We start from the raw sequence: 16,658 nt of genomic DNA, 5'->3' as shown, positions 1-16,658 counted from the left end.
GATCAGCGGGGGTTACAGTCCGGGCAGGTGCAGTTCTCGTTGCAGCGGTCGCGGAGCGGGCCGAGCACCTTGGTGGCGATGGCGTCGCCGACCTTGCCTCCGCGCTCACCTGCGACCTTCTTGCCGGTGTGGCGCAGGGCCCCGGCGGCGGTGTCGAGCGCCACGGCGGTCTTGCGTCCAAACATGACGGGCTCCCTTCGACGGGTGAGCTGGGGTGGTCTGGTCAGAGGGCCATGCCGACAGCGGCCGCAACGAGTGCGGTGATCAGCTGGCCTTCGCTCTCCTTGGCGTGCTGCTCGCACCAGGTGCAGGGCAGGTTCTTGCCGCCCTTGTGGAGCAGGTAGTGCTGCGCGCAGCCACTGCAGTGAAATTCCTCAGGCTTCACGGCGGCCCCCGGTCAGCTCTCGTCGCTTTGTGACGCCTCAAGTTGGGCGTCCATGAGCGCGGCCTCGACATCGTCGACCTGGCCCTGCTCGATCTGCTGGTAGACGCGCTCGCTGTTCTCGAACATGCGCTGCTGGAAGTCGTCCACGACGCGCTCCCTCCGGACCGGGACTGTCCCGGCTCCCCGCAGCCCCGGCACCAGGTCCGGGACCACAGGCAGCCGGTCAGCGGCGCCACCAGGACGCGTTCTTCGCCGCGGCGTTCGCGGCAGCGTTCAGCCGCAGATACTCCGGGGTCTCCTCGGTAATCCCGGCAGCCTTTTCGGCTTGCTGATTGGCGTGCAGAGCTGCGTCCGCGGCCTTGCTCGCCTGATTGGCGGCCCTACGCTCGGCACGGGATGCCTTCGACATGTCGCTCCTTCCGGTGGGTTTGGAAGCGCTGGCGCGGTTCCCCTCACCGCCGGGAGTGCAGGGTCCGGCGGATCGGGCAGCCCGTCAGTGCTAGTCGCGTCCGATGCGGCGCCCTCGCGGCTGGCTGCCGGGGCTGACGTTCAGGGGTGCAGGGCGCGGTGGGCGGCCTGGCGGAGCGCGGTGTGCTTCTCGCGGGCCTGTCGGCCGAGGCGTGTCACCGCCTCCTCGTCGACCCGCCCCGGGGCAGACGCCGCGTCACCGAGGGCCACCACCAGTTCGCGGGCCTCCTCCACCGACGCCAGCAGCTGCCGGTCGCCGGTGGCGGTGTACAGGCCGTCGATCGCCGCGGTGAACGCGCTGCGGGCCGCATAGCGGGCCCGGCGGGACTCGTCGGTGTCACCGTGTCCCTCACGCCGGGCAGCGATCTTCAGGTACTGCTCGCCGCGAAACTCGACGTAGGCGCCGAGCACGCCGCGGATCGCGGCCACGAACTCGGCACGCCGCCGCTCAACACGCTCCCGACGGCCACCGATCAGCGCCTGCAGCAGCACACCGGACAGCGCGGAGACCAGAGCAGCGGCGGCAGCAACAATCGCGGCGGTCATCAGCGGCCCTTCAGCTGATCAAGCTCGTCGAGCTCCCGGTTCATCTCCCGGTGACACGCCTCCGCGTACATGGAGTCACCCGACAGCTCGGCCGCCTGCGCGGCGGCAGACAGTCCCGCCAGCACCTCCTGCGTGTTCTCCTCCGAGATCGGCTCGTTCCGCACGTGGTCCCAGCCAGCCATGACGTTCTCCTCCGTGATCGGTTGATTGGTTGTCTTGCGCGCCCTTGCCTGCACTTGCGGCATACGTCCGTCACGACCGGACAAAGGCCAGGGGAGCCGCGATGGCGGAGTGCCGTGGGGGATGAATGGCCCCGCCACCGCGGCGGTCAGGGGATTAGCGGCCGGTGTAGGGCTGGGCACGGCACGTCTCGGCGTGCGCCTGCGCCCACTCACGGGCCGCCTGGACGAGCGGCTCGACAGCTGCGGCGGTGTCGTACACGTTCGCGTCCAGCGGCACCGCCTCGCCGAACGACTCCTCGCTGCACGGATCGGCGCAGCCCCAGCCGTGGCACTTCGCGGAGGCGCCGACCGTGACAAAGCGCTCGTCGTCCAGGCCGTAGCGGACCTTCTTCTCGAACGTGACGAGCGCCATCACCTCGACCGTGGCCCCAGCCGCGGCGGTCATCTGCCCGACTGTCAGCCGGTCGGTTCCGTACTCGCTGTGGTAGCGGGCACCGAGGTTCCTCTGGTGGTAGTTGATGCTCTCGACGACGTCTTCGGCGACGCTCGGAGCAGTGCTGATGTACGACATGGCAGCCCTCCAGGGCGGATGTCAGGGATCAACAAGTTGGGAGCCGCGGTGGCGGGACGGAGGGGAGCCACTGGCATCCGCCACCGCGGCGGTATGGGGGTTAGCGCTTCGCCTTCGCGCGGGCGTCGACCTCAGCCTGCAAGCGCTCCGCCCTGGCCGTGGCCTCGGCATCACCACGACGGGCGACACGACGCACGTGGTCCTTGGCGGCCAGCTGCTCAGCAGTGAGGCGACGGAACATCACGACGCCCCCTTCACCACAACGAGGAAGCTGTCCGACGGAAGATCCATCACGACCTCCGCCGGAACACCCTCCGCGCGACGGGCCGCGGCGAACTCATCCGCCGGCCAGGAGCCGCGCGGATTACCGGCCGGGACACGGTGCAGGATCCGGCGACGAACCAGCGTCGACTTGTCGTGCGCCAGACGATCGGCCTCCGACAAACCCGGCTGCGTCGCCGCAGGACGGACGGTGAAGGTGGTCATCACGCCACCTCCCACTGCAGATCCGACACGGCCATCACGTCGTGGGTGGCCAGCGTCGCCAGCTCCCGCGTAGAAAGACCGGTCACCTGCGCGCCACTCCACACGAGCTCCTCCGACACGGCACCCACCAGGTGCTGCAGCGGGCCCGCGCAGAACAGCGCCATCAGTGCGGCATCATCCGCACGCCGGGCACCGATCCCCCGGCCGGCAGCCAGCGCCGCCTCATAGGAGGGGTACGACTTCACCGGCGGCGTCCGGCCGACGCCAGCCGCACGCACGGCCTCGGCATCCAGCAGACGGCCCTCGATCCGGGCGATACGCTCCGCAGCCTCAGCCGGAGACTCCGTGCCAAACAGAGCGGCAGTGGGGGCACTCATCGCTGCACCTCACCCTCAGGCAGGTGCTGCACGAGACCCTCGACCTGGTCAGCGAAAGCCCGCAGGTTCACGACGAACGTGACGGCGTGGGCGTGGTCCAGTTCGGCGCCACCAAGGCCGTCCTCGACGAACAGGTGGCGGGGCGTGTGGCCGTCCTCGGCGAGGAACGCGTAGGCCAGCAGGGCGCGGTCCGTACCGGGCAGCGGGAGGTCGACGACCTCGCCGTGGTGGATACGGTCCAGGGCGCCCGAGCCGTAATGGCGCAGCACGCACCACGACGGGTGGCCGGTGGGGAGGTCGAGTGCTTGGGCCGCCTCAAGGGCGGGCTGTACGGTTGTTGCCATGGTCGGTCTCCTTGGCATTAAGGACGTCTGACCTAGGCCTCGCTTCGGTGCTCCAACACCGGGCGGGGCCGTTTTGTTGGGCTCTTGCCTTCCAACGAGTCCCACCATAGGGAACATCATGTTCCTTCGTCAAGCGCATAGACCTAGGCAATTTCAGCTTGTTCGCGTAACGTCAGGTTCCATGTTGGCGGATGGGACACTGACCTCTATGGACAAGCGATCACTGGAGCAGGTGGCAGCACGATTCAGGGACGCCGAAGCGCGAACCGAGATCCTGCGCCAGGAACTGCATGTCGCCATTCGCTACGCCGACAGCGACGGCGTGACACAGAAGGACATCTGCGAGGCAACCGGCTACACGCGTCAGCAGGTGCGGCGGATCGTGCAGGCGGGCGAAGCCGAAGAGGCTCCCGATGGCGAGGCCTGACGGCCCGAGGCTCATTCCGTGATCAGGCATGACCACAGCGTGAACCCGCGAGTCCACGGCGCGCGGCGGCAAAGATGACGTCAGTTTGACGGCATTAGGGCGTCAAACCGGTGTCATTCCTCGGCTTCGCTGGCTACGGTTACTCACATGACGACACCAAACGCCACACTCCGGGCCGTCCGCATGGGCATGCTCATGAGTCAGGAGAACTTCGCCGATGCACTGAAGCAGCAGGGTGCGGCGTCGGCAAACAAGCGGCTCGTCCAGAGATGGGAGGCCGGGCAGACCAAGCGCCCCCAGCCTCCCTACATTCGGGCCTTGGAGGCCGTCACTGGGATGGCCATCGAGGAGCTCGGTTTCTCGGCGTCGGCGAACTTTCCTCACGTGTCCGAGGACAAGTCCGGAGGGCACGACGTACAGCCCTCGCCAGAGGGCGTCGCTCCGCCAGCCCCGGGGCCGGTACCCAAGTCGTCGCCGCGCTCCAGCTACAACGGCGTCTGGCTGTCTCGCTACGAGTACTACTCCAGCGGACGTGACGAGACCTTCGTGGCCCAGCACTACGTGCTCGTGCTCCAGCGAGGAAACCGCCTCACGGTGCGCTCACTTCCGGGTGCTTCCACGAACCCCGACTCCCCGCTCACCATGGATCTCACCATCGAGGGCAGCGTGGTTACCGGAACATGGGTCGAGCAGACGGCCGTTGACGGCTACTACCGAGGCGCCCGCTACCACGGCGCGATCCAGATGCTCGTCGAGCCGACCGGAACGCGCATGGTCGGCAAATGGGTCGGCTTCGGCAAGGACATGGACACCAACACCGGGCCGTGGGCGCTGTCCCTGCAAGAACCGTCGACCACGCAGGGCACCCTTGCCCGGTACAGCAGGAGGCCGGAGTGACCGAACGAACCGCGCTCTACCGCCTCTACGACGAAGTCGGCCGACTTTTGTACGTCGGCATCAGCAACAACCCCGAAGCGCGCATTGTGCAGCACCGCGCCGACAAGCCGTGGTGGCCTCAAGTTGAGGGCACCCGGGTCGTCTGGTTCGGGACAAGGCTCCAGGCCGCACGGGCCGAGAGCGATGCCATCGCCAACGAGGAACCAGTGCACAACGTCCACCAGACGCCAGCCTGGCGAGAGCAGGTGGCCGCCACAGCGCGGGCCGTCTCCCCCGAGGCGCGCCGCAAAAGGTCGATCGGCCTGAAGGCCAGGTTCGCGATGGTGCGTAAGCGCGACGAGCTTCTGGCGCAGGGCGTGCCTTATGCCGAGGCGGTTGAGCAAGGGGCCCTCGAACGCGAGAGGTACCTAGAAGCAGCGCTGCTCGCAAGCCTGCGCACGGCCAACTGACCCCTGGAGGCGATCGCATGAGCGAGCAGACCGAACAGCAGCCGATCTCCACCGCGATCATCGTGGACGCCGGGAAGGTCCTGATGATCAAGCGCCAGGAGCGTGAAGGCAAGCTCCTCTGGGCGTTCCCGGGCGGAGGAATCGAGGCGGGCGAGACACCGGAGCAGGCGGCCGTCCGAGAGGTCTCCGAGGAGGTGGACCTGGAGGTCAAGGCCACGACCGTGCTCGGTGACCGCGTCCACCCGCAGACGGGCCGGCACATGACCTATGTGGCGTGCGAGCCAGTGTCGGGTACAGCACGTGTCGCGGACGCCGAAGAGCTGGCCGAGGTCGCATGGGTCAACCACGATGAGATCCGGAAGTATGTGCCTTACGGACTCTTCGAGCCCGTGCAGGAGTACCTCGACGATGCACTGCCTCATAAAGCCTGACCGCGCACGCCAGCGCCCTCAGCCCGACAACAGGCTGGGGGCGTTGTTGTGTCAGTCCCGCTGCTGGCCGAGCACGCCGCGGTCTCTGAGTTCTTCAAGGATGCGATCCGAGAGCTCTCGAATCTCGGCAGCGGTGAGTGTGCCCTTCGTCGCGATGGCCGCGCTGACGATGGCATCGCGGGCTGCAGTTTCGAGGGCGACGCGCAGCGTAGGGAATTGAGTGGCGTGCGGCCCGGTAAGAACTGTCACGGCTTCGGCACCGTCGAGGACGGATCGGCAGGATCCTGGGGCCAGCGAGAGCGCATGGTCGATCTTGGAGTAGCTGGAGTCACGGATGGGCTGCCCCGCTTCGACCTTCTTGTAGGTCTCTTTGGACAGGGCGGCGATCTCCGCAACGGCGGTGATCGACAGGCTGAGCTCCAGTCGGCGCTCACGCACCATCACCGCGAGGTGCTCATAGGCGTCGTCTGTCATGACCCCAGTATGCCAACCTCGACTAGATTCGACCAGTCAGCTAGTCGAATCTAGTCGAAGTTATAGAAAGTTAGTCGCTCGGCTCGGTATCGTGAGATGCGGCGGGCCCGCCCTGTTCTTGGCGGTCCAGGACGGGCCCAGTCGATCAATCCGCTGCGTCCAAACAGATCGGAGAGACCATGGTCATGGTCGCATCCCCCGACGATCCCGGCGAAGACCGGACAGTCGAACGTTTCGTGTTCCGCGGCAACGAAGTGCGAGCCCAGATCGAGGCCGGGGAACCCTGGTGGGTCGCCGCCGACGTCTGCGCCGTCCTCGACCTCCATACGGGGCGTGCGCTGTCCCGCCTCGACGAGGACGAGAAGGGGATGCGTTCAACGCACACCCCTGGCGGCCTACAGTTGCTCGCCTACGTCAACGAGCCGGGCCTCTACTCGTTGGTCCTGGGATCACGGAAGCCGCAGGCTAAGGACTTCAAACGCTGGATCACTCACGAGGTGATCCCATCCATCCGCAAGACAGGCTCGTACTCGGCCAAGGAGGTCTCGCGCAAGGATCTTGCCCTCATGGTCTTGCAAGCCGAGGAGGAGAAGGAGCTGCTGGCCTCCCGCATCAAGGAGTTGGAGCCCTCGGCGCAGGCGTGGGACGTTCTCGCGTCAGCCGAGGGCGACTACAGCCTCCGCGATGCCGCCTTCATCCTCAACCGGGACCCCAGTATCGACACCGGTCAGCAGCGGCTCATGAAGGTGATCCGCGCGCTGAACATGGTCGACCGAAATGGGGTCCCCTACTCGCGGCACGCCTCTCATCTGACGGAGCGCCCGCAGTCGTACCGGCACCCGCGTACCGGGGAGGAGGTGCTGGCCAAACCGCAGATCCGGATCACGGTCGGCGGCCTGCGGTATCTGCACGGGAAGTTGGGCGGGGTGGCGCCGCTGCGATTTGAGCAGTTGCCGTTCCGCGACGTCGGCTGACGCCCGGCGCACCGAAGCCCCCACCCTGACGGGTGGGGGCGTTCGTCGCTCAGTCGCTGTCTGGCTGGTCGTTGTTCGGGGCTGCTGCCCGGTCGTCGATGACGATGGTGACGGGTTCGGCGCCGTCGCCGCGGTGCGGGTTCTCGACGATGGCCTTGACGGTGTCGGTGAGCCGTTTGTGGAGGTGTCCGGCGATGGCGCGGGTGCCGGGTGAGTTTCCGGTGCGGCTGACGTCGTCGAGGCTGGTGATGGCCGCTACGAGGCTGGGTCCTGATACTGCGGCGGTGACGGCGCCGTCCTGGATGGTGACGGCGCCTGGTACGTGGAAGTGCTGGTCGGGGCCGGCGTGTTTGACGAGGAATTCCCAGGTGTCGCGGTGAGCTTGGAGGGTGGCGGCGGAGATGCCTGCGGCGGCGCAGAGGATCGTCTCGTCGGGTGTGGTTTCGGTGACCACTTCGGGTGCGGCCGGTTCAGGCAGGGCGAGCTCGGAGGTCTGCTCTTCAGCGGCACTCGGCTCAGGCGCCGGGTCCAGTGGGCGGTCCTGCCTCGCTGGTGGGGGGTCCGGTGGCGCTGTCTTGAGCTGGCTGTCGAGTTGGCTGATGCCGCCGCGGATGGCGACGAGTTCGGTGGATATCTGGGCGAGTGGGCCTGTGACGATGTCTTGGCTGCGGCTGATGCCGTCGCGGGCGACGGATCGGATCTCGGCGAGGCCGGTGGTGATGGCCGCGGTGGTGTCCTGCCGGGTTTGGTCGATGGCGTGTTGTTGGTCGGCGACCTGCTGTTTGAGTGCTGCGAGGTCGCGGCTGATCTGGTCGAGTTGTTCGGCGAGTTGTTGCAGTTGGGTCCTGTCTCCGCCGCCGAATGGCATGAGCCCCCCTGTGGTCGTCAGTTGACCTGGTCAGGGTGGAGGCCGGTTGAAATGTCGACAAGCGCGCGAACCGGCCATGTGAGGCACATTCCCGGCGCACGTGCCGCGTCCACTACCGTCCGCCGACCTGCCCGTCGTCTTCGTTGTCGACGAGCGCGCCGACTTCCCCGCTGCCGCCGCAGGCGTCGCAGTTGACGGTGGTCTCGTGGCCCTGGTCGTCGACGACGGTGATGGTCCCGCCCACGCAGTTGCCGCACTGGGGCACGCCTGCCTCCAGGAGCCGCCGGGTGAGGTTGAGGAGCCGGGTGTAGCGCCAGTCCTGCTGGAGCGTGGGGATGTGTTCGCGGTCGATCCAGCCCATGGTGGTCCTCCTCGCCTTCTGGCCAGGGTCTCGCCGGCTGCGGGTGAGGGCAACGTTTCACTCCGCGCCGGCGTTGCCTCGGGGGCGGGGGCTTCGGCTATACGATCGTGGTTCGTGTCCGGGTGTTCGGGTGGGAGTGGCTCTCGTGGCTGATCTGGTGCAGGAGCAGCGGTTCGATGTGTTCGTGGACAATTACGCGTTTGCGTTTGTGGAGTCCTGGGATGCTGAGCTTCCGGTCGAGTTCCCTGATGGGTTCGATGCCGATGTGTTTGTGAATGCGTTTCCCGGCCGGGTTGATGTGGCGAGTGCCGGCGATACCCATACCGCGGTGGTGACGGTGCAGGTGTGGGACGGGGATCCGCCCGGCGAGGACGGCTCTGCGTGGGATGCGCGGGGCGAGGTGGCCTTTGAGTCGGTGAGTGGTGATGTGGCTGTGTGGACGCCGTCGCTCGGCCGTACCGACGATCTGATCGAGCTTGGCGCGAAGGGCGCGTGGCGGGTGCGGGTGCACTGTGCGGGGCGTGCCGCGGTCGCCGAGTTGCGGGAGTCGGATGAGCCAGTCGTCGGGGTGGAGCGCTATCTGGTGCAGTTCCTTCCCGCCGCCTGACCCGGGCAGGGGGCAGCCCGCGTGTCCGGCCGCCCCCCTCTTTCCGTCAGTTCGTGATTTTCACGATGAGGCCGTCGTCTTCAGTGTCGGCGAGAATCCTGTTCTTGGCGTAGAAGCTCTTGAGCAGGAGCCCGGCGTCACGGTTGTGGGTGGCGTTGAGGGGCTTGACGGAGAAGTTGAACTTCTTGGCGTCCGGGTCGAACTGGGGCTGGCCGGCGCCTTCCATTGTGGAGGCGAAGGGGTACTCGTCGCACTGGCGGGTGCCGCCCTGCGTGTAGTTGGGGCCCCAGTACCTCTTGCACTGGGCGATGGCGGCCTTGCCGTTGGCGTCGATCCGGTCCGTGTGCCGCGTGCGGTGCAGCGGGGCGCTGGGTACTTGGCCTGGCACCTTCTTGGCGGACATGTAGGGCTTGGTGTCCTCGGGCTTGGTGAAGGCCGTCTTGATGTGCTTGGCGACTTCCTGTTCCACCGCCCCGGCCCTGGTGTGGTAGATGATCGGGACGGTGTAGCTGAAGCTGGCGGCGCCGGCCTTGTCGGGGTTGCCGCTTCCGGTGGAGTTGGCCAGGTACTTGGCTGCGTCCCAGCGCGGGGCCAGCAGGAACATCTTCGTGCTGGTCGGCGGGCTGAGTGCCCAGGGGGCCGGGGGCGTGACGCTGACGGTCGGCTCGTAGACCGCGAAGATCGTGTCGAGGCCCGCGGTGCTCTGGCCGGCCTTGGCGGTGACGGTGTGCGTGAAGGACTTCTTGGTCTTGGCTTCGGCGAACGTCTTGGTGCCGGGCATGGTGCCGCTGTAGGTGTAGCGGGCTCGTGAGGGCCAGCTCGTTTTGATCTCCGGCTTGACGGAGATCTTCAAGGCGTCGACGGGGATGTTTCCGGCCTTGCCCATTTCGCTGAAGTGGTAGGTGTACTCGATCTTCCGGCTGTTCTTGGCGACGGTTCCCACGATCCGCAGGTTGAACCAGCTCTCACCCTGAGGGCGGCCGTTCGCGAGCCAGGTCTGGAGGAAAGAGGTGCCCGTGCACACGGCGAAGCGGGACTTGACGTAGAACTTCTTGTCGCTGCCCAGGCCTTTGCGGCACTCGTCGAGCGTCATCTTGCGCGACGGTTCCGGGTAGGTGGCGTCTCCTGCAGCCAACGCTGTGCGGCGTGGCTGGGAGGGAGCAGGCGGCGGGGGCGGCGTGGCCGACAGCTTCTGGTCGAGCTGCGCGTAGGTCGCCGCAGGGCCCAGGGTCTCGGCGGCGGTGATGGAAGACGGCGCCTGTTCCTGGGTGTGGGCCTTCAGCCGCTGCGTCGCCCCTTTCTCCTGGAGTTGTTTGAGGGTTGGTTTCGGTGTGCCGATGGGGAGTGCGTAGGTCTGCACGCTGAGTGCCGGGCTGTCGTCGGCGTTGGCCGCGGGGGCTGCTGCGGGCAGGACGGTGGCGGCGAGCAGTGCCGCCAGGGCGCCACGGCAGGCCGTGCCCAGCCATGGTCTTGTCACGGTGTGCTCCTTGATTCGGTATGGGCCGGGTTGGCCCTGGATCCGTACAAGATCTACCGAACTGTTGATCACTCACCGGCCCGCAATGTGGAGAATGACGCGATGTCCCCCACAACTGGCCGGGAGGGGACGGCGAGTAGCCGCGCACACGTCTGAGCCCCCGCCCGGTGGTCCAGGACGGGGGCGCTATGGGGGTCAGTGGCAGTTGCAGCCGCAGAGCTGGCCGGTGAATTTGTTGCGGCGGCGGCAGCGCTGGTGCATGCGGTCGCGCCATTCGGTGAGCTCGGCGGCTTGTTCGGGGTGCTGCCTGCCCGCGGTTTTGAGGAGCATCGCTGCTTCGCATGCGGTGGACAGGTACGGCGGCACGTCGATCAGCGCGAGCACGTGGTCGGGGAGCTGTTCGCAGGTGTCGCCGGGCGGGAGCGGCGTCCAGTTGGTCACGGCGGCCTCAGGCTTCGACGTAGACGATGAGGATCTTGCCGCCGCCTTCGATGACGTAGTAGACGATGCGGACGCTAGTGCCCGGTTCGCGGTACTCGCGGGATCCGCCGGGGGCGGGGTCGCCGATGCGGGGATCGGTTTGGATGGCGACGACTGCCCGGTCGATGGCGATGGTCTCTTGGGTGTCGAGTCGCTTGATCTGCTCGCGGGCCGCGGCGATGAAGTCGGCGTCCGCCCGCCAGGGGCCGTGCTTAGGCGACATGCCAGCGTGAGGGGTCGATTCCTAGCCGCTGGTACTGGGCGTCGCGGACTGTTTCCCAAGGCACGCACTCATCCTCGCCAGGGAGGCCGTTGGCGGCAAGGTCTTCGAGGACGGCCGCCAGTTTGGGGGATGTGTCGCGCTCACGTTCGGCCCATTCGCGGAGGGCGACCGCTTCCTCGGGTGCAAGTACGGTGCGCGGCATCGGGGCCTCCGTGGAAGTTTGATGGCCTAGGCCATCCAAGGTAGCGGAAATCGCAGGCGCGCCTGTCGTTGTCAGGCGAGCTTGACGTATCGGAGCTTGCCTCGCCCCGTGACCGCCACCGCTCCCCCGCCGTTGCCTGGTCATGGATGACGACGAGCTTCTGCCGCTACTGACCCTGTCGGAGGCGCAGGACATGGTCGAGGTGTTGGGTGCGGTGGTGGATGGCGGCGGGGTGGATGAGCAGATGGTGTTCTGGCTGCTGTCGAATCTCGCCGCCCGGGTGCCGTCGCGGGAGTAGGGCCAGCGACTCGGCGCTGACGCGAGAAGCCCCGGCCTGCCGGCTGGGGGCTGTGGCGTGCGGGTCTCGGCGGTCAGTTGAAGGTGATGCGGGCGGTGAGGGCTGCGGCTGCGACGCCTGCGGCGATCATGATGTCTGCGTGGGCCCACATGGTGCGGATGGTGTCGAAGAGGATGAAGTCCATGGCCGCCTCGGTTCTGGTGGTGCGAGTGGGGCGGGACCCCGGGGGTGATCAGTCCTCGGGGTTCCGGGTGTTCCTGGCGGCTCGCCGCTTCCCCGCCTGGGGTGGGTGGGCCGTCAGCGCCGTGCCCGCGTGCCCTGGCTGAGGGCGCGTGGGCCGTACTTGAGAGCTTTGCTGCACCGGGAGACTCACCGCGCTTGGCGGGTTTTGCCTACTCTCCGCCCGGTCTGCGTGCCCTCCGCCGGATTCGAACCGGTCGCGTTCTCCTCGGGGGGCCTTTTCTGTATTACAAGAATCCTGCGGAGTCTTGCCCCCGTCAAGAGGGTGCGCCATGATTTTCTGCATGACAGAAAAGAGTGAGTCCAGGCCCCGCGGACGCCCCGCAACCGGCAGCGGCGACGGAGCCTCAGTACGCGTCGCGCCGGAGGTGAAGACCGCCTTCGACACGGCGGCGAAAGCAGCAGGCTCCAACCGCTCAAAGATCACCGAGCAGCTGTGGGCGTGGTACGCCTCCCTGCCCGGCGCCGAACTCCCCCAACGCCCCGGCGACCCCGCCCCCTGACTGCACTCACCGCCTCGTCTGAACGATGGCCCGGCAGTCGAGGTTGTCTGCCTCTTGGTCGACGGCGTCGGCGAAGGCTGTCGCGGTTTCGTCGTCGTGGACGTTGCCTCGGCAGGCGCTGGCGATGCCGCGGAGCAGTGACACGACGGCGTCGCAGCCGAGGTAGGCGCGCCCGTCGCGGCCGGTGACGATCGGCATGCCGCTGGTGACCGGACGGACCGGCTCTTCGTCGTCGCCACTCATGGCCTGTGGGTGGCGCGCCAGAGCAGTTCGGCGAGGAGTACACCCACCGCGTAGCCGGTGGGGATGGCGGTGAGGCAGAGGATGAGGGTCATGCCGCGCTCCTTTGGCTGTCGTACTCGGTGGCCAGCCCGGCGAGGCTGGTCTTGTCGTATTCGGTGCTGCAGTGGGGGCAGGTGGCCCGGGCGGTGTACAGGGTGATGCGCATCTGTCCGTCGCACTGGCCGGTGTTGCAGTAGGCGGTGAACTTCTTGTGCCCTCGTTCGCCGGTCTCCAGGGCTTTGAGTGTGCTGTGGATGGTGTTGACGGCCTGCAGGTCGTCGGCGATTTCTGCGTAGCGCTCACACGCCCACGGCAGGTTGTTGATCAGGAATGCATGCTCCTGTCGTGCGGGTGGGTCAGTCACGGGAGTACTTGTCGTCCCAGTGCGCGCGGTCGTCGGCGGCTGCTTCGGCGATGGTCGGCCCGTCGTGGGCGGGTTGGAGTGCGGCGCGGAGTTCGGCGAGCGCCTCCTGCCGGTCGGGGATGCCGGTCCAGCGTTCGGCGAGGCCGATGATGCGGGTGACGTCGCGCTCGGCGCTGCGGTGGAGGGCGGCGGCGACGGCCGCGGTCGCCCTCCAGGCGCCGACGGACAGTCCGGACGGAGCCTCGCCGTCATGGTCGGGTGCGGCAAGCCGGTCACCGTGCAGGAGCCGTGCTGCGGCTTCGGGGTCGGGGCAGTTGAGGCGGCGGCAGGTGATGTGCCCGCCCGCGGCAAGCATCAGGCTGGCCCCTTGGCAGGCGGGGCAGCGGCCCTGGACGGCGGCAAAGCCCTGTACGGGCTCCCGTGGCGCCTCTGCGCCCTCCGGCTGCTCTCCGGCGCCGTGGCGGGGCTGCGGGACGCCCTGAAGGCCGTCTGGGGCCGCCTGCAGTCGCGTGGGCCACTTGCTGGGGTCGGCCATGAAGGCGTGCGCCCAGCCCTGCGTGTACTTGCACTTCGGGTCGGGGCAGATCCATCCGGCATGCGTGGCGTCGAGGACCGGGCGCTGGCCTCGATGCTCTGCTCCGCACGTGAACGGGTGCATCCATCCCGCCTGTTGGTAGCGGTTGAGGGCGTCGACTTGTTCGGACGTCCACGGCGTGTTGATCAGGTCGGTCACGGCTGCTCCTTCCGGTCGCGGCGGATGCGGTAGCGGGCGACTCCGGCGGCCGTGAGCATGACGAGAAGCCAGGCGCAGGCCAGCCAGATGAGGACGGTGAAGGCGGTGGTCATGCGACGTCCTTGGGTTTGATCACGAGTGCGATGTCGGTGTCGAGGTCGAGCCAGACGAGCAGCGAGACGAGCGCGTCAGCGTCCGGTCGCTTCCCGTCTGCGAGGCGGGACAGGGTCGAAGGGGAAATACAGACCTCGTCGGCCAGTTGGCGCCACGTCAGGCCGTGCTCCCGGCGCTGCTGGTCGTGGCGGCGGTGCAGTTCCGGGACGTCGAGGAGGAAGGTGCTCATGCGGGCTCTCGCAGGTCGGCTGGGTGGGGGTCGATCCAGACGACGCGGGTCTTGCCGCCGTGGCCGTGGATGGTTTCGACGTCGGCTATCGACGCGTAGATGGCGGTCGATGTGGTGGCGGTCAGCCAGCGCAAGGCGACGGTTCCGTCGGTGAACTCCAGGCCCTCGACGACGGTGCCGATGCCAGAGGTGCCGGTCTCATCGACGTCGCGGACGAGGTGGAAACGGCGGGGCAGATGGCTGGTCATGCGCCGTCCTCCAGGACATATCCGGTGCGGCGGGGCCTGCCGTCACGGGTGGTGGCGCAGCCGTGGAGCTGGGTTACGAGGATTTGCCGGGGCCGCTTGCCGGTGACGGCGTCGACCACGTCAGCTCGTGCTTCCCAGGGGCGGCAGGACACGATGCGGATGCGAGGGCCGCCGCGCGGGTCACAGCTCCGGTAGGTCTGGCCTGGCTGGATGTTCATGCGGTGGACTCCTTGCTGGGGTGGGGGATCAACCCGCGTTTGCGGGCGATGCGGATGGCGGCGGCACGGCGTTGGTCGCGGGGCAGGTTGGCGACGCCGAGGCGGGTGTAGGCGGCGGACAGACGTGCGGCTATCTGCCCGCGGGGGATGCCGAGCCGGGCCGCGATCTCGGTGAGCGGCGCACCGTCGGCCGCCGCGGTGAGGACGTCGGCCTGACGGGGGGTGAGCGGCATGCGTGCCGGGCCGGGGCTCCCCTTCGGGCGCTTGGGCCGTCCGTCGATGAGGCCGGCCTGCACGGCGAGGAGCACGGCGTGCGGGGCGTTGAGCGCGCCGAGCTTCATCATGGCGCGGCTGACGGTGGCGGTGGCGGCTCTTCGGGTGATGTAGAGCTGCTCGCCGATCTCTTGGTGGCTGTATCCGAGGGCGACGAGGGTGAGGATCTCTTGTTCGTGGCTGGTCAGTTTCGGCGGGGCGGGTGCGCGCACTACAGCCACTCCCCCGCGAGCTCGACCGTGACGGTGGTGCCCCATTCGTCGACGGTGACACCCTGTCCGCGCAGGTCGGCGGGCGGTTCGTCGGTGGGCGGTTCGGTGAGCAGGTCGGTGTCGGAGAGGCCGCACGGCTCCGACCAGGTTTCGGTCACGGCTTGCTCCTCGGCTTGGCGGTGAGGCGTCCTTCACGAACGGCTTTCTCGCGGAGCGCTTCTTCGATGACGAGGGCGGGGACCATCCCGGGGAAGCAGCGGGCGAGGAGCTCGGCGGCTGCGGCGTTGACGTACTTGCGGGCCTGCGGTCGGCGGGAGGGCTTCGCGGTCGCGGCCGGGCGCGGGGTGGTCATGACGCCACCGCCCGGATGTAGTCGGAGCTGCTTTCGATGCGGCAGCGCACATACTCGCCGCTCTCCTTGATCGCCTCACTGATGGGGCCGGTGACCTGCCGGAGTCGTTCGGTGCGCTTGCCGGTGTCGTTGATGTCGTCGTCGAAGTAGGCGTTGACGGTGACGGTTACGCGGATCACGTGCGTGCTCCTGTCGGTTCGGGGTGGGGGGCGGCCGGAACCACCGCCCCCGGGACGGCTAGTTGGGGTTCTTCCGGCGAAGACTGCGCACGGGCACGACGCGGCGATGTCCGTCGGCGCGTTCGATGGTGACGTTGCGGGGTGCGAGTGGCTTCGTATGGACGAGCGGGAAGTGCGGCTGGGTCATGCCGCGGGAGTTGCCGTTCCGAATCACGACGAGGACGGGCTGCCAGTCGCGCGGGCCGCGGCACTCCCAGTAGATCGGCGGCGGAGGTGGGTCCGGTGTGGGCAGCGGTATGTCGAGAGCGATCTGCTCGGCGCTCACCGCCCCTCCCTCGCCTGCGGGTTGAGGACGTCGCCGCCGCACTCGTCGCAGATCCCCCCGTCGGGCAGGTCGTCGGAATCCAGCGGCGTCAGGCCGCGCCCGTCGCCGTGGCGGCGGCACAGGTAGGCGCGGGGCCGGGCGGGGTGGCGGTAGGCGACGACGTCCGGGCCGAACACCTCCGGCTCTGGCGCCTGCCGCACCTCGTCGGTGGTCTCTACGGTGTACGTCGTGGTCGCACGCACGAGACGCCGCTGGGTGGGCGTGCCGTCTTCCCACGTCGGAGCAACCTGCCGCGCGTGTTCCAGAGCACGGACGGCACGCTCACGGGCGAGGTATCGGCTTCCCGGGACCCACTCCTCGGCGAGTGGGTCGAGCAGTTCGGCCGCCCAGGAGTGCTCGGCGGAATGCGCCTCGTCGTCGGGAGCAGACAAGTCGTCCTCCCCGCGCTTCAGGTCGTCGGCAAGGCGTTGCAGTCCGGCCTGCACGTCGAACGGGCGGCGGGCCTCGGGGAGGACGGCCAGGACGGCGTTGGCGTGCTCCCCGTACTCGTCGGGCTCCAGCATGTCGGGGTCCCAGGCGAAGCCGTCGGCCTCGCAGATCGCGCGGCGGATCCGGTCACGGAGGCCGACGTCAGCGGGCGCAGACGGGACGGCGATCTGGGCGCGGATGCGGAGGATGGCGGCGCGGGCGCCAACGGCGACGTCGTCCTGCTGATCGCGGTAGTCGGCCTCGATCGCGTCGCACTCGGCGAGGACAGCGGCGGGCACAGACGGGGCGGGGAGGCCGAGGTGCTCGTTGACGGCGGCAGTCTCGGCGAGGAACACCTTGCGGGTCAGAGGGTCGGGTTCAGTCATGGTCA

Annotated in this window: 36 protein-coding genes; 8 read left to right on the top strand and 28 right to left on the bottom strand. The window is 68.2% G+C overall.

Translation table 11 applies throughout. The features are described from left to right. Positions 1 to 2: 2 nt before the first annotated feature. From ACZ4D5_RS03965 to ACZ4D5_RS03920, 10 genes are all read right to left on the bottom strand, one after another. Positions 3 to 185 (bottom strand): hypothetical protein, encoded by a 183-nt coding sequence (locus ACZ4D5_RS03965; protein ID WP_467770727.1) that lies wholly within the window; start codon positions 183 to 185, stop codon positions 3 to 5. Positions 186 to 223: 38 nt separating this feature from the next. Then, the gene (locus ACZ4D5_RS03960; protein ID WP_467770726.1) at positions 224 to 385 is read right to left on the bottom strand and encodes a hypothetical protein; all 162 of its coding nucleotides are present in this window, start codon (positions 383 to 385) and stop codon (positions 224 to 226) included. A 12-nt stretch (positions 386 to 397) separates the two neighbouring features. Next, positions 398 to 532 carry a hypothetical protein gene (locus tag ACZ4D5_RS03955; protein WP_467770725.1) on the bottom strand — a complete coding sequence of 45 codons (135 nt, stop codon included), beginning with the start codon at positions 530 to 532 and terminating at the stop codon, positions 398 to 400. A 76-nt stretch (positions 533 to 608) separates the two neighbouring features. Beyond that, a complete protein-coding gene (locus ACZ4D5_RS03950; protein WP_467770724.1) occupies positions 609 to 794 on the bottom strand; it encodes a hypothetical protein in 186 nt (61 codons plus the stop codon). A 140-nt stretch (positions 795 to 934) separates the two neighbouring features. Continuing rightward, the gene (locus ACZ4D5_RS03945) at positions 935 to 1,399 is read right to left on the bottom strand and encodes a hypothetical protein (RefSeq protein ID WP_467770723.1); all 465 of its coding nucleotides are present in this window, start codon (positions 1,397 to 1,399) and stop codon (positions 935 to 937) included. Further along, on the bottom strand, positions 1,399 to 1,581 hold the full coding sequence (locus ACZ4D5_RS03940; protein WP_467770722.1) for a hypothetical protein: 183 nt from the start codon (positions 1,579 to 1,581) through the stop codon (positions 1,399 to 1,401). The genes ACZ4D5_RS03945 and ACZ4D5_RS03940 overlap by 1 nt, the downstream gene beginning before the upstream one ends. A 154-nt stretch (positions 1,582 to 1,735) precedes the next feature. Continuing rightward, positions 1,736 to 2,152 carry a hypothetical protein gene (locus ACZ4D5_RS03935; RefSeq protein WP_467770721.1) on the bottom strand — a complete coding sequence of 139 codons (417 nt, stop codon included), beginning with the start codon at positions 2,150 to 2,152 and terminating at the stop codon, positions 1,736 to 1,738. Between the two features lie 240 nt (positions 2,153 to 2,392). Further along, positions 2,393 to 2,638 (bottom strand): hypothetical protein, encoded by a 246-nt coding sequence (locus ACZ4D5_RS03930; RefSeq protein WP_467770720.1) that lies wholly within the window; start codon positions 2,636 to 2,638, stop codon positions 2,393 to 2,395. Further along, positions 2,638 to 3,015, bottom strand: coding sequence for a hypothetical protein (locus tag ACZ4D5_RS03925; protein ID WP_467770719.1), 378 nt, complete (start codon positions 3,013 to 3,015; stop codon positions 2,638 to 2,640). Before ACZ4D5_RS03925 ends, ACZ4D5_RS03930 begins: the two co-directional genes overlap by 1 nt. Next, complete coding sequence (locus tag ACZ4D5_RS03920) at positions 3,012 to 3,359, bottom strand: DUF6907 domain-containing protein (RefSeq protein ID WP_467770718.1); 348 nt, start codon at positions 3,357 to 3,359, stop codon at positions 3,012 to 3,014. The genes ACZ4D5_RS03925 and ACZ4D5_RS03920 overlap by 4 nt, the downstream gene beginning before the upstream one ends. A gap of 208 nt (positions 3,360 to 3,567) precedes the next feature. Between ACZ4D5_RS03920 and ACZ4D5_RS03915 the strand changes: the two genes are divergently transcribed. The 4 genes from ACZ4D5_RS03915 (at position 3,568) to ACZ4D5_RS03900 (ending at position 5,563) form a co-directional block, all read left to right on the top strand. Then, positions 3,568 to 3,786: a helix-turn-helix domain-containing protein gene (locus tag ACZ4D5_RS03915; RefSeq protein ID WP_467770717.1), complete on the top strand. Its 219-nt coding sequence runs from the start codon at positions 3,568 to 3,570 to the stop codon at positions 3,784 to 3,786. Between the two features lie 147 nt (positions 3,787 to 3,933). Further along, positions 3,934 to 4,683: a helix-turn-helix domain-containing protein gene (locus ACZ4D5_RS03910; protein ID WP_467770716.1), complete on the top strand. Its 750-nt coding sequence runs from the start codon at positions 3,934 to 3,936 to the stop codon at positions 4,681 to 4,683. Then, positions 4,680 to 5,132 carry a GIY-YIG nuclease family protein gene (locus ACZ4D5_RS03905; RefSeq protein ID WP_467770715.1) on the top strand — a complete coding sequence of 151 codons (453 nt, stop codon included), beginning with the start codon at positions 4,680 to 4,682 and terminating at the stop codon, positions 5,130 to 5,132. The genes ACZ4D5_RS03910 and ACZ4D5_RS03905 overlap by 4 nt, the downstream gene beginning before the upstream one ends. Before the next feature lie 17 nt (positions 5,133 to 5,149). Then, positions 5,150 to 5,563 carry an NUDIX hydrolase gene (locus ACZ4D5_RS03900; protein ID WP_467770714.1) on the top strand — a complete coding sequence of 138 codons (414 nt, stop codon included), beginning with the start codon at positions 5,150 to 5,152 and terminating at the stop codon, positions 5,561 to 5,563. A gap of 51 nt (positions 5,564 to 5,614) precedes the next feature. On the opposite strand, the gene ACZ4D5_RS03895 is transcribed toward ACZ4D5_RS03900, so the two are convergent. Then, positions 5,615 to 6,037: a hypothetical protein gene (locus ACZ4D5_RS03895; RefSeq protein ID WP_467770713.1), complete on the bottom strand. Its 423-nt coding sequence runs from the start codon at positions 6,035 to 6,037 to the stop codon at positions 5,615 to 5,617. 179 nt (positions 6,038 to 6,216) lie between these two features. Between ACZ4D5_RS03895 and ACZ4D5_RS03890 the strand changes: the two genes are divergently transcribed. Then, positions 6,217 to 7,011, top strand: coding sequence for a phage antirepressor (locus ACZ4D5_RS03890; RefSeq protein ID WP_467770712.1), 795 nt, complete (start codon positions 6,217 to 6,219; stop codon positions 7,009 to 7,011). Positions 7,012 to 7,060: 49 nt separating this feature from the next. Here the strand turns inward: ACZ4D5_RS03890 and ACZ4D5_RS03885 are convergent, their stop codons facing one another. Together ACZ4D5_RS03885 and ACZ4D5_RS03880 are read right to left on the bottom strand one after the other, a co-directional pair. Next, entirely contained in the window at positions 7,061 to 7,879 is an 819-nt protein-coding gene (locus tag ACZ4D5_RS03885; RefSeq protein ID WP_467770711.1) for a hypothetical protein, read from the bottom strand. A gap of 112 nt (positions 7,880 to 7,991) precedes the next feature. After that, positions 7,992 to 8,240: a hypothetical protein gene (locus ACZ4D5_RS03880; RefSeq protein WP_467770710.1), complete on the bottom strand. Its 249-nt coding sequence runs from the start codon at positions 8,238 to 8,240 to the stop codon at positions 7,992 to 7,994. 145 nt (positions 8,241 to 8,385) lie between these two features. Between ACZ4D5_RS03880 and ACZ4D5_RS03875 the strand changes: the two genes are divergently transcribed. Further along, positions 8,386 to 8,847, top strand: a complete 462-nt coding sequence (locus ACZ4D5_RS03875) for a hypothetical protein (RefSeq protein ID WP_467770709.1) — start codon at positions 8,386 to 8,388, stop codon at positions 8,845 to 8,847. A 46-nt stretch (positions 8,848 to 8,893) separates the two neighbouring features. On the opposite strand, the gene ACZ4D5_RS03870 is transcribed toward ACZ4D5_RS03875, so the two are convergent. The 3 genes from ACZ4D5_RS03870 to ACZ4D5_RS03860 form a co-directional block, all read right to left on the bottom strand. After that, positions 8,894 to 10,324: a NucA/NucB deoxyribonuclease domain-containing protein gene (locus ACZ4D5_RS03870; protein ID WP_467770708.1), complete on the bottom strand. Its 1,431-nt coding sequence runs from the start codon at positions 10,322 to 10,324 to the stop codon at positions 8,894 to 8,896. A gap of 195 nt (positions 10,325 to 10,519) precedes the next feature. Further along, complete coding sequence (locus ACZ4D5_RS03865) at positions 10,520 to 10,765, bottom strand: hypothetical protein (RefSeq protein WP_467770707.1); 246 nt, start codon at positions 10,763 to 10,765, stop codon at positions 10,520 to 10,522. Between the two features lie 7 nt (positions 10,766 to 10,772). Then, complete coding sequence (locus ACZ4D5_RS03860; RefSeq protein WP_467770706.1) at positions 10,773 to 11,027, bottom strand: type II toxin-antitoxin system RelE family toxin; 255 nt, start codon at positions 11,025 to 11,027, stop codon at positions 10,773 to 10,775. A 344-nt stretch (positions 11,028 to 11,371) separates the two neighbouring features. Here ACZ4D5_RS03860 and ACZ4D5_RS03855 point away from each other — a divergent pair, with 344 nt between their 5' ends. Continuing rightward, the gene (locus ACZ4D5_RS03855; RefSeq protein WP_467770705.1) at positions 11,372 to 11,527 is read left to right on the top strand and encodes a hypothetical protein; all 156 of its coding nucleotides are present in this window, start codon (positions 11,372 to 11,374) and stop codon (positions 11,525 to 11,527) included. A 524-nt stretch (positions 11,528 to 12,051) separates the two neighbouring features. Continuing rightward, positions 12,052 to 12,270, top strand: a complete 219-nt coding sequence (locus ACZ4D5_RS03850) for a hypothetical protein (RefSeq protein WP_467770704.1) — start codon at positions 12,052 to 12,054, stop codon at positions 12,268 to 12,270. A 6-nt stretch (positions 12,271 to 12,276) separates the two neighbouring features. On the opposite strand, the gene ACZ4D5_RS03845 is transcribed toward ACZ4D5_RS03850, so the two are convergent. The 12 genes from ACZ4D5_RS03845 to ACZ4D5_RS03790 form a co-directional block, all read right to left on the bottom strand. After that, entirely contained in the window at positions 12,277 to 12,513 is a 237-nt protein-coding gene (locus tag ACZ4D5_RS03845) for a hypothetical protein (protein WP_467770703.1), read from the bottom strand. An 88-nt stretch (positions 12,514 to 12,601) separates the two neighbouring features. Next, positions 12,602 to 12,916 carry a hypothetical protein gene (locus ACZ4D5_RS03840; protein ID WP_467770702.1) on the bottom strand — a complete coding sequence of 105 codons (315 nt, stop codon included), beginning with the start codon at positions 12,914 to 12,916 and terminating at the stop codon, positions 12,602 to 12,604. Then, positions 12,909 to 13,649, bottom strand: a complete 741-nt coding sequence (locus ACZ4D5_RS03835) for a DUF6085 family protein (RefSeq protein ID WP_467770701.1) — start codon at positions 13,647 to 13,649, stop codon at positions 12,909 to 12,911. Before ACZ4D5_RS03835 ends, ACZ4D5_RS03840 begins: the two co-directional genes overlap by 8 nt. Positions 13,650 to 13,758: 109 nt before the next feature. Further along, positions 13,759 to 13,992, bottom strand: a complete 234-nt coding sequence (locus tag ACZ4D5_RS03830; protein ID WP_467770700.1) for a helix-turn-helix domain-containing protein — start codon at positions 13,990 to 13,992, stop codon at positions 13,759 to 13,761. Continuing rightward, on the bottom strand, positions 13,989 to 14,240 hold the full coding sequence (locus ACZ4D5_RS03825; RefSeq protein WP_467770699.1) for a hypothetical protein: 252 nt from the start codon (positions 14,238 to 14,240) through the stop codon (positions 13,989 to 13,991). The genes ACZ4D5_RS03830 and ACZ4D5_RS03825 overlap by 4 nt, the downstream gene beginning before the upstream one ends. Next, complete coding sequence (locus ACZ4D5_RS03820; protein ID WP_467770698.1) at positions 14,237 to 14,458, bottom strand: hypothetical protein; 222 nt, start codon at positions 14,456 to 14,458, stop codon at positions 14,237 to 14,239. The genes ACZ4D5_RS03825 and ACZ4D5_RS03820 overlap by 4 nt, the downstream gene beginning before the upstream one ends. Next, entirely contained in the window at positions 14,455 to 14,943 is a 489-nt protein-coding gene (locus ACZ4D5_RS03815; protein WP_467770697.1) for a LuxR C-terminal-related transcriptional regulator, read from the bottom strand. Before ACZ4D5_RS03815 ends, ACZ4D5_RS03820 begins: the two co-directional genes overlap by 4 nt. Beyond that, a complete protein-coding gene (locus ACZ4D5_RS03810; protein WP_467770696.1) occupies positions 14,943 to 15,101 on the bottom strand; it encodes a hypothetical protein in 159 nt (52 codons plus the stop codon). Before ACZ4D5_RS03810 ends, ACZ4D5_RS03815 begins: the two co-directional genes overlap by 1 nt. Next, positions 15,098 to 15,295, bottom strand: a complete 198-nt coding sequence (locus tag ACZ4D5_RS03805; protein ID WP_467770695.1) for a hypothetical protein — start codon at positions 15,293 to 15,295, stop codon at positions 15,098 to 15,100. Before ACZ4D5_RS03805 ends, ACZ4D5_RS03810 begins: the two co-directional genes overlap by 4 nt. Continuing rightward, positions 15,292 to 15,474 carry a hypothetical protein gene (locus ACZ4D5_RS03800; protein WP_467770694.1) on the bottom strand — a complete coding sequence of 61 codons (183 nt, stop codon included), beginning with the start codon at positions 15,472 to 15,474 and terminating at the stop codon, positions 15,292 to 15,294. Before ACZ4D5_RS03800 ends, ACZ4D5_RS03805 begins: the two co-directional genes overlap by 4 nt. 58 nt (positions 15,475 to 15,532) lie before the next feature. Beyond that, positions 15,533 to 15,799 (bottom strand): hypothetical protein, encoded by a 267-nt coding sequence (locus ACZ4D5_RS03795; RefSeq protein WP_467770693.1) that lies wholly within the window; start codon positions 15,797 to 15,799, stop codon positions 15,533 to 15,535. After that, positions 15,796 to 16,653, bottom strand: coding sequence for a hypothetical protein (locus ACZ4D5_RS03790; RefSeq protein WP_467770692.1), 858 nt, complete (start codon positions 16,651 to 16,653; stop codon positions 15,796 to 15,798). Before ACZ4D5_RS03790 ends, ACZ4D5_RS03795 begins: the two co-directional genes overlap by 4 nt. Positions 16,654 to 16,658 lie beyond the last annotated feature (5 nt).

The sequence above is a fragment of the Streptomyces sp. NPDC025651 genome, from assembly GCF_055558735.1.
This window is presented reverse-complemented; position numbering and strand designations above follow the sequence as displayed.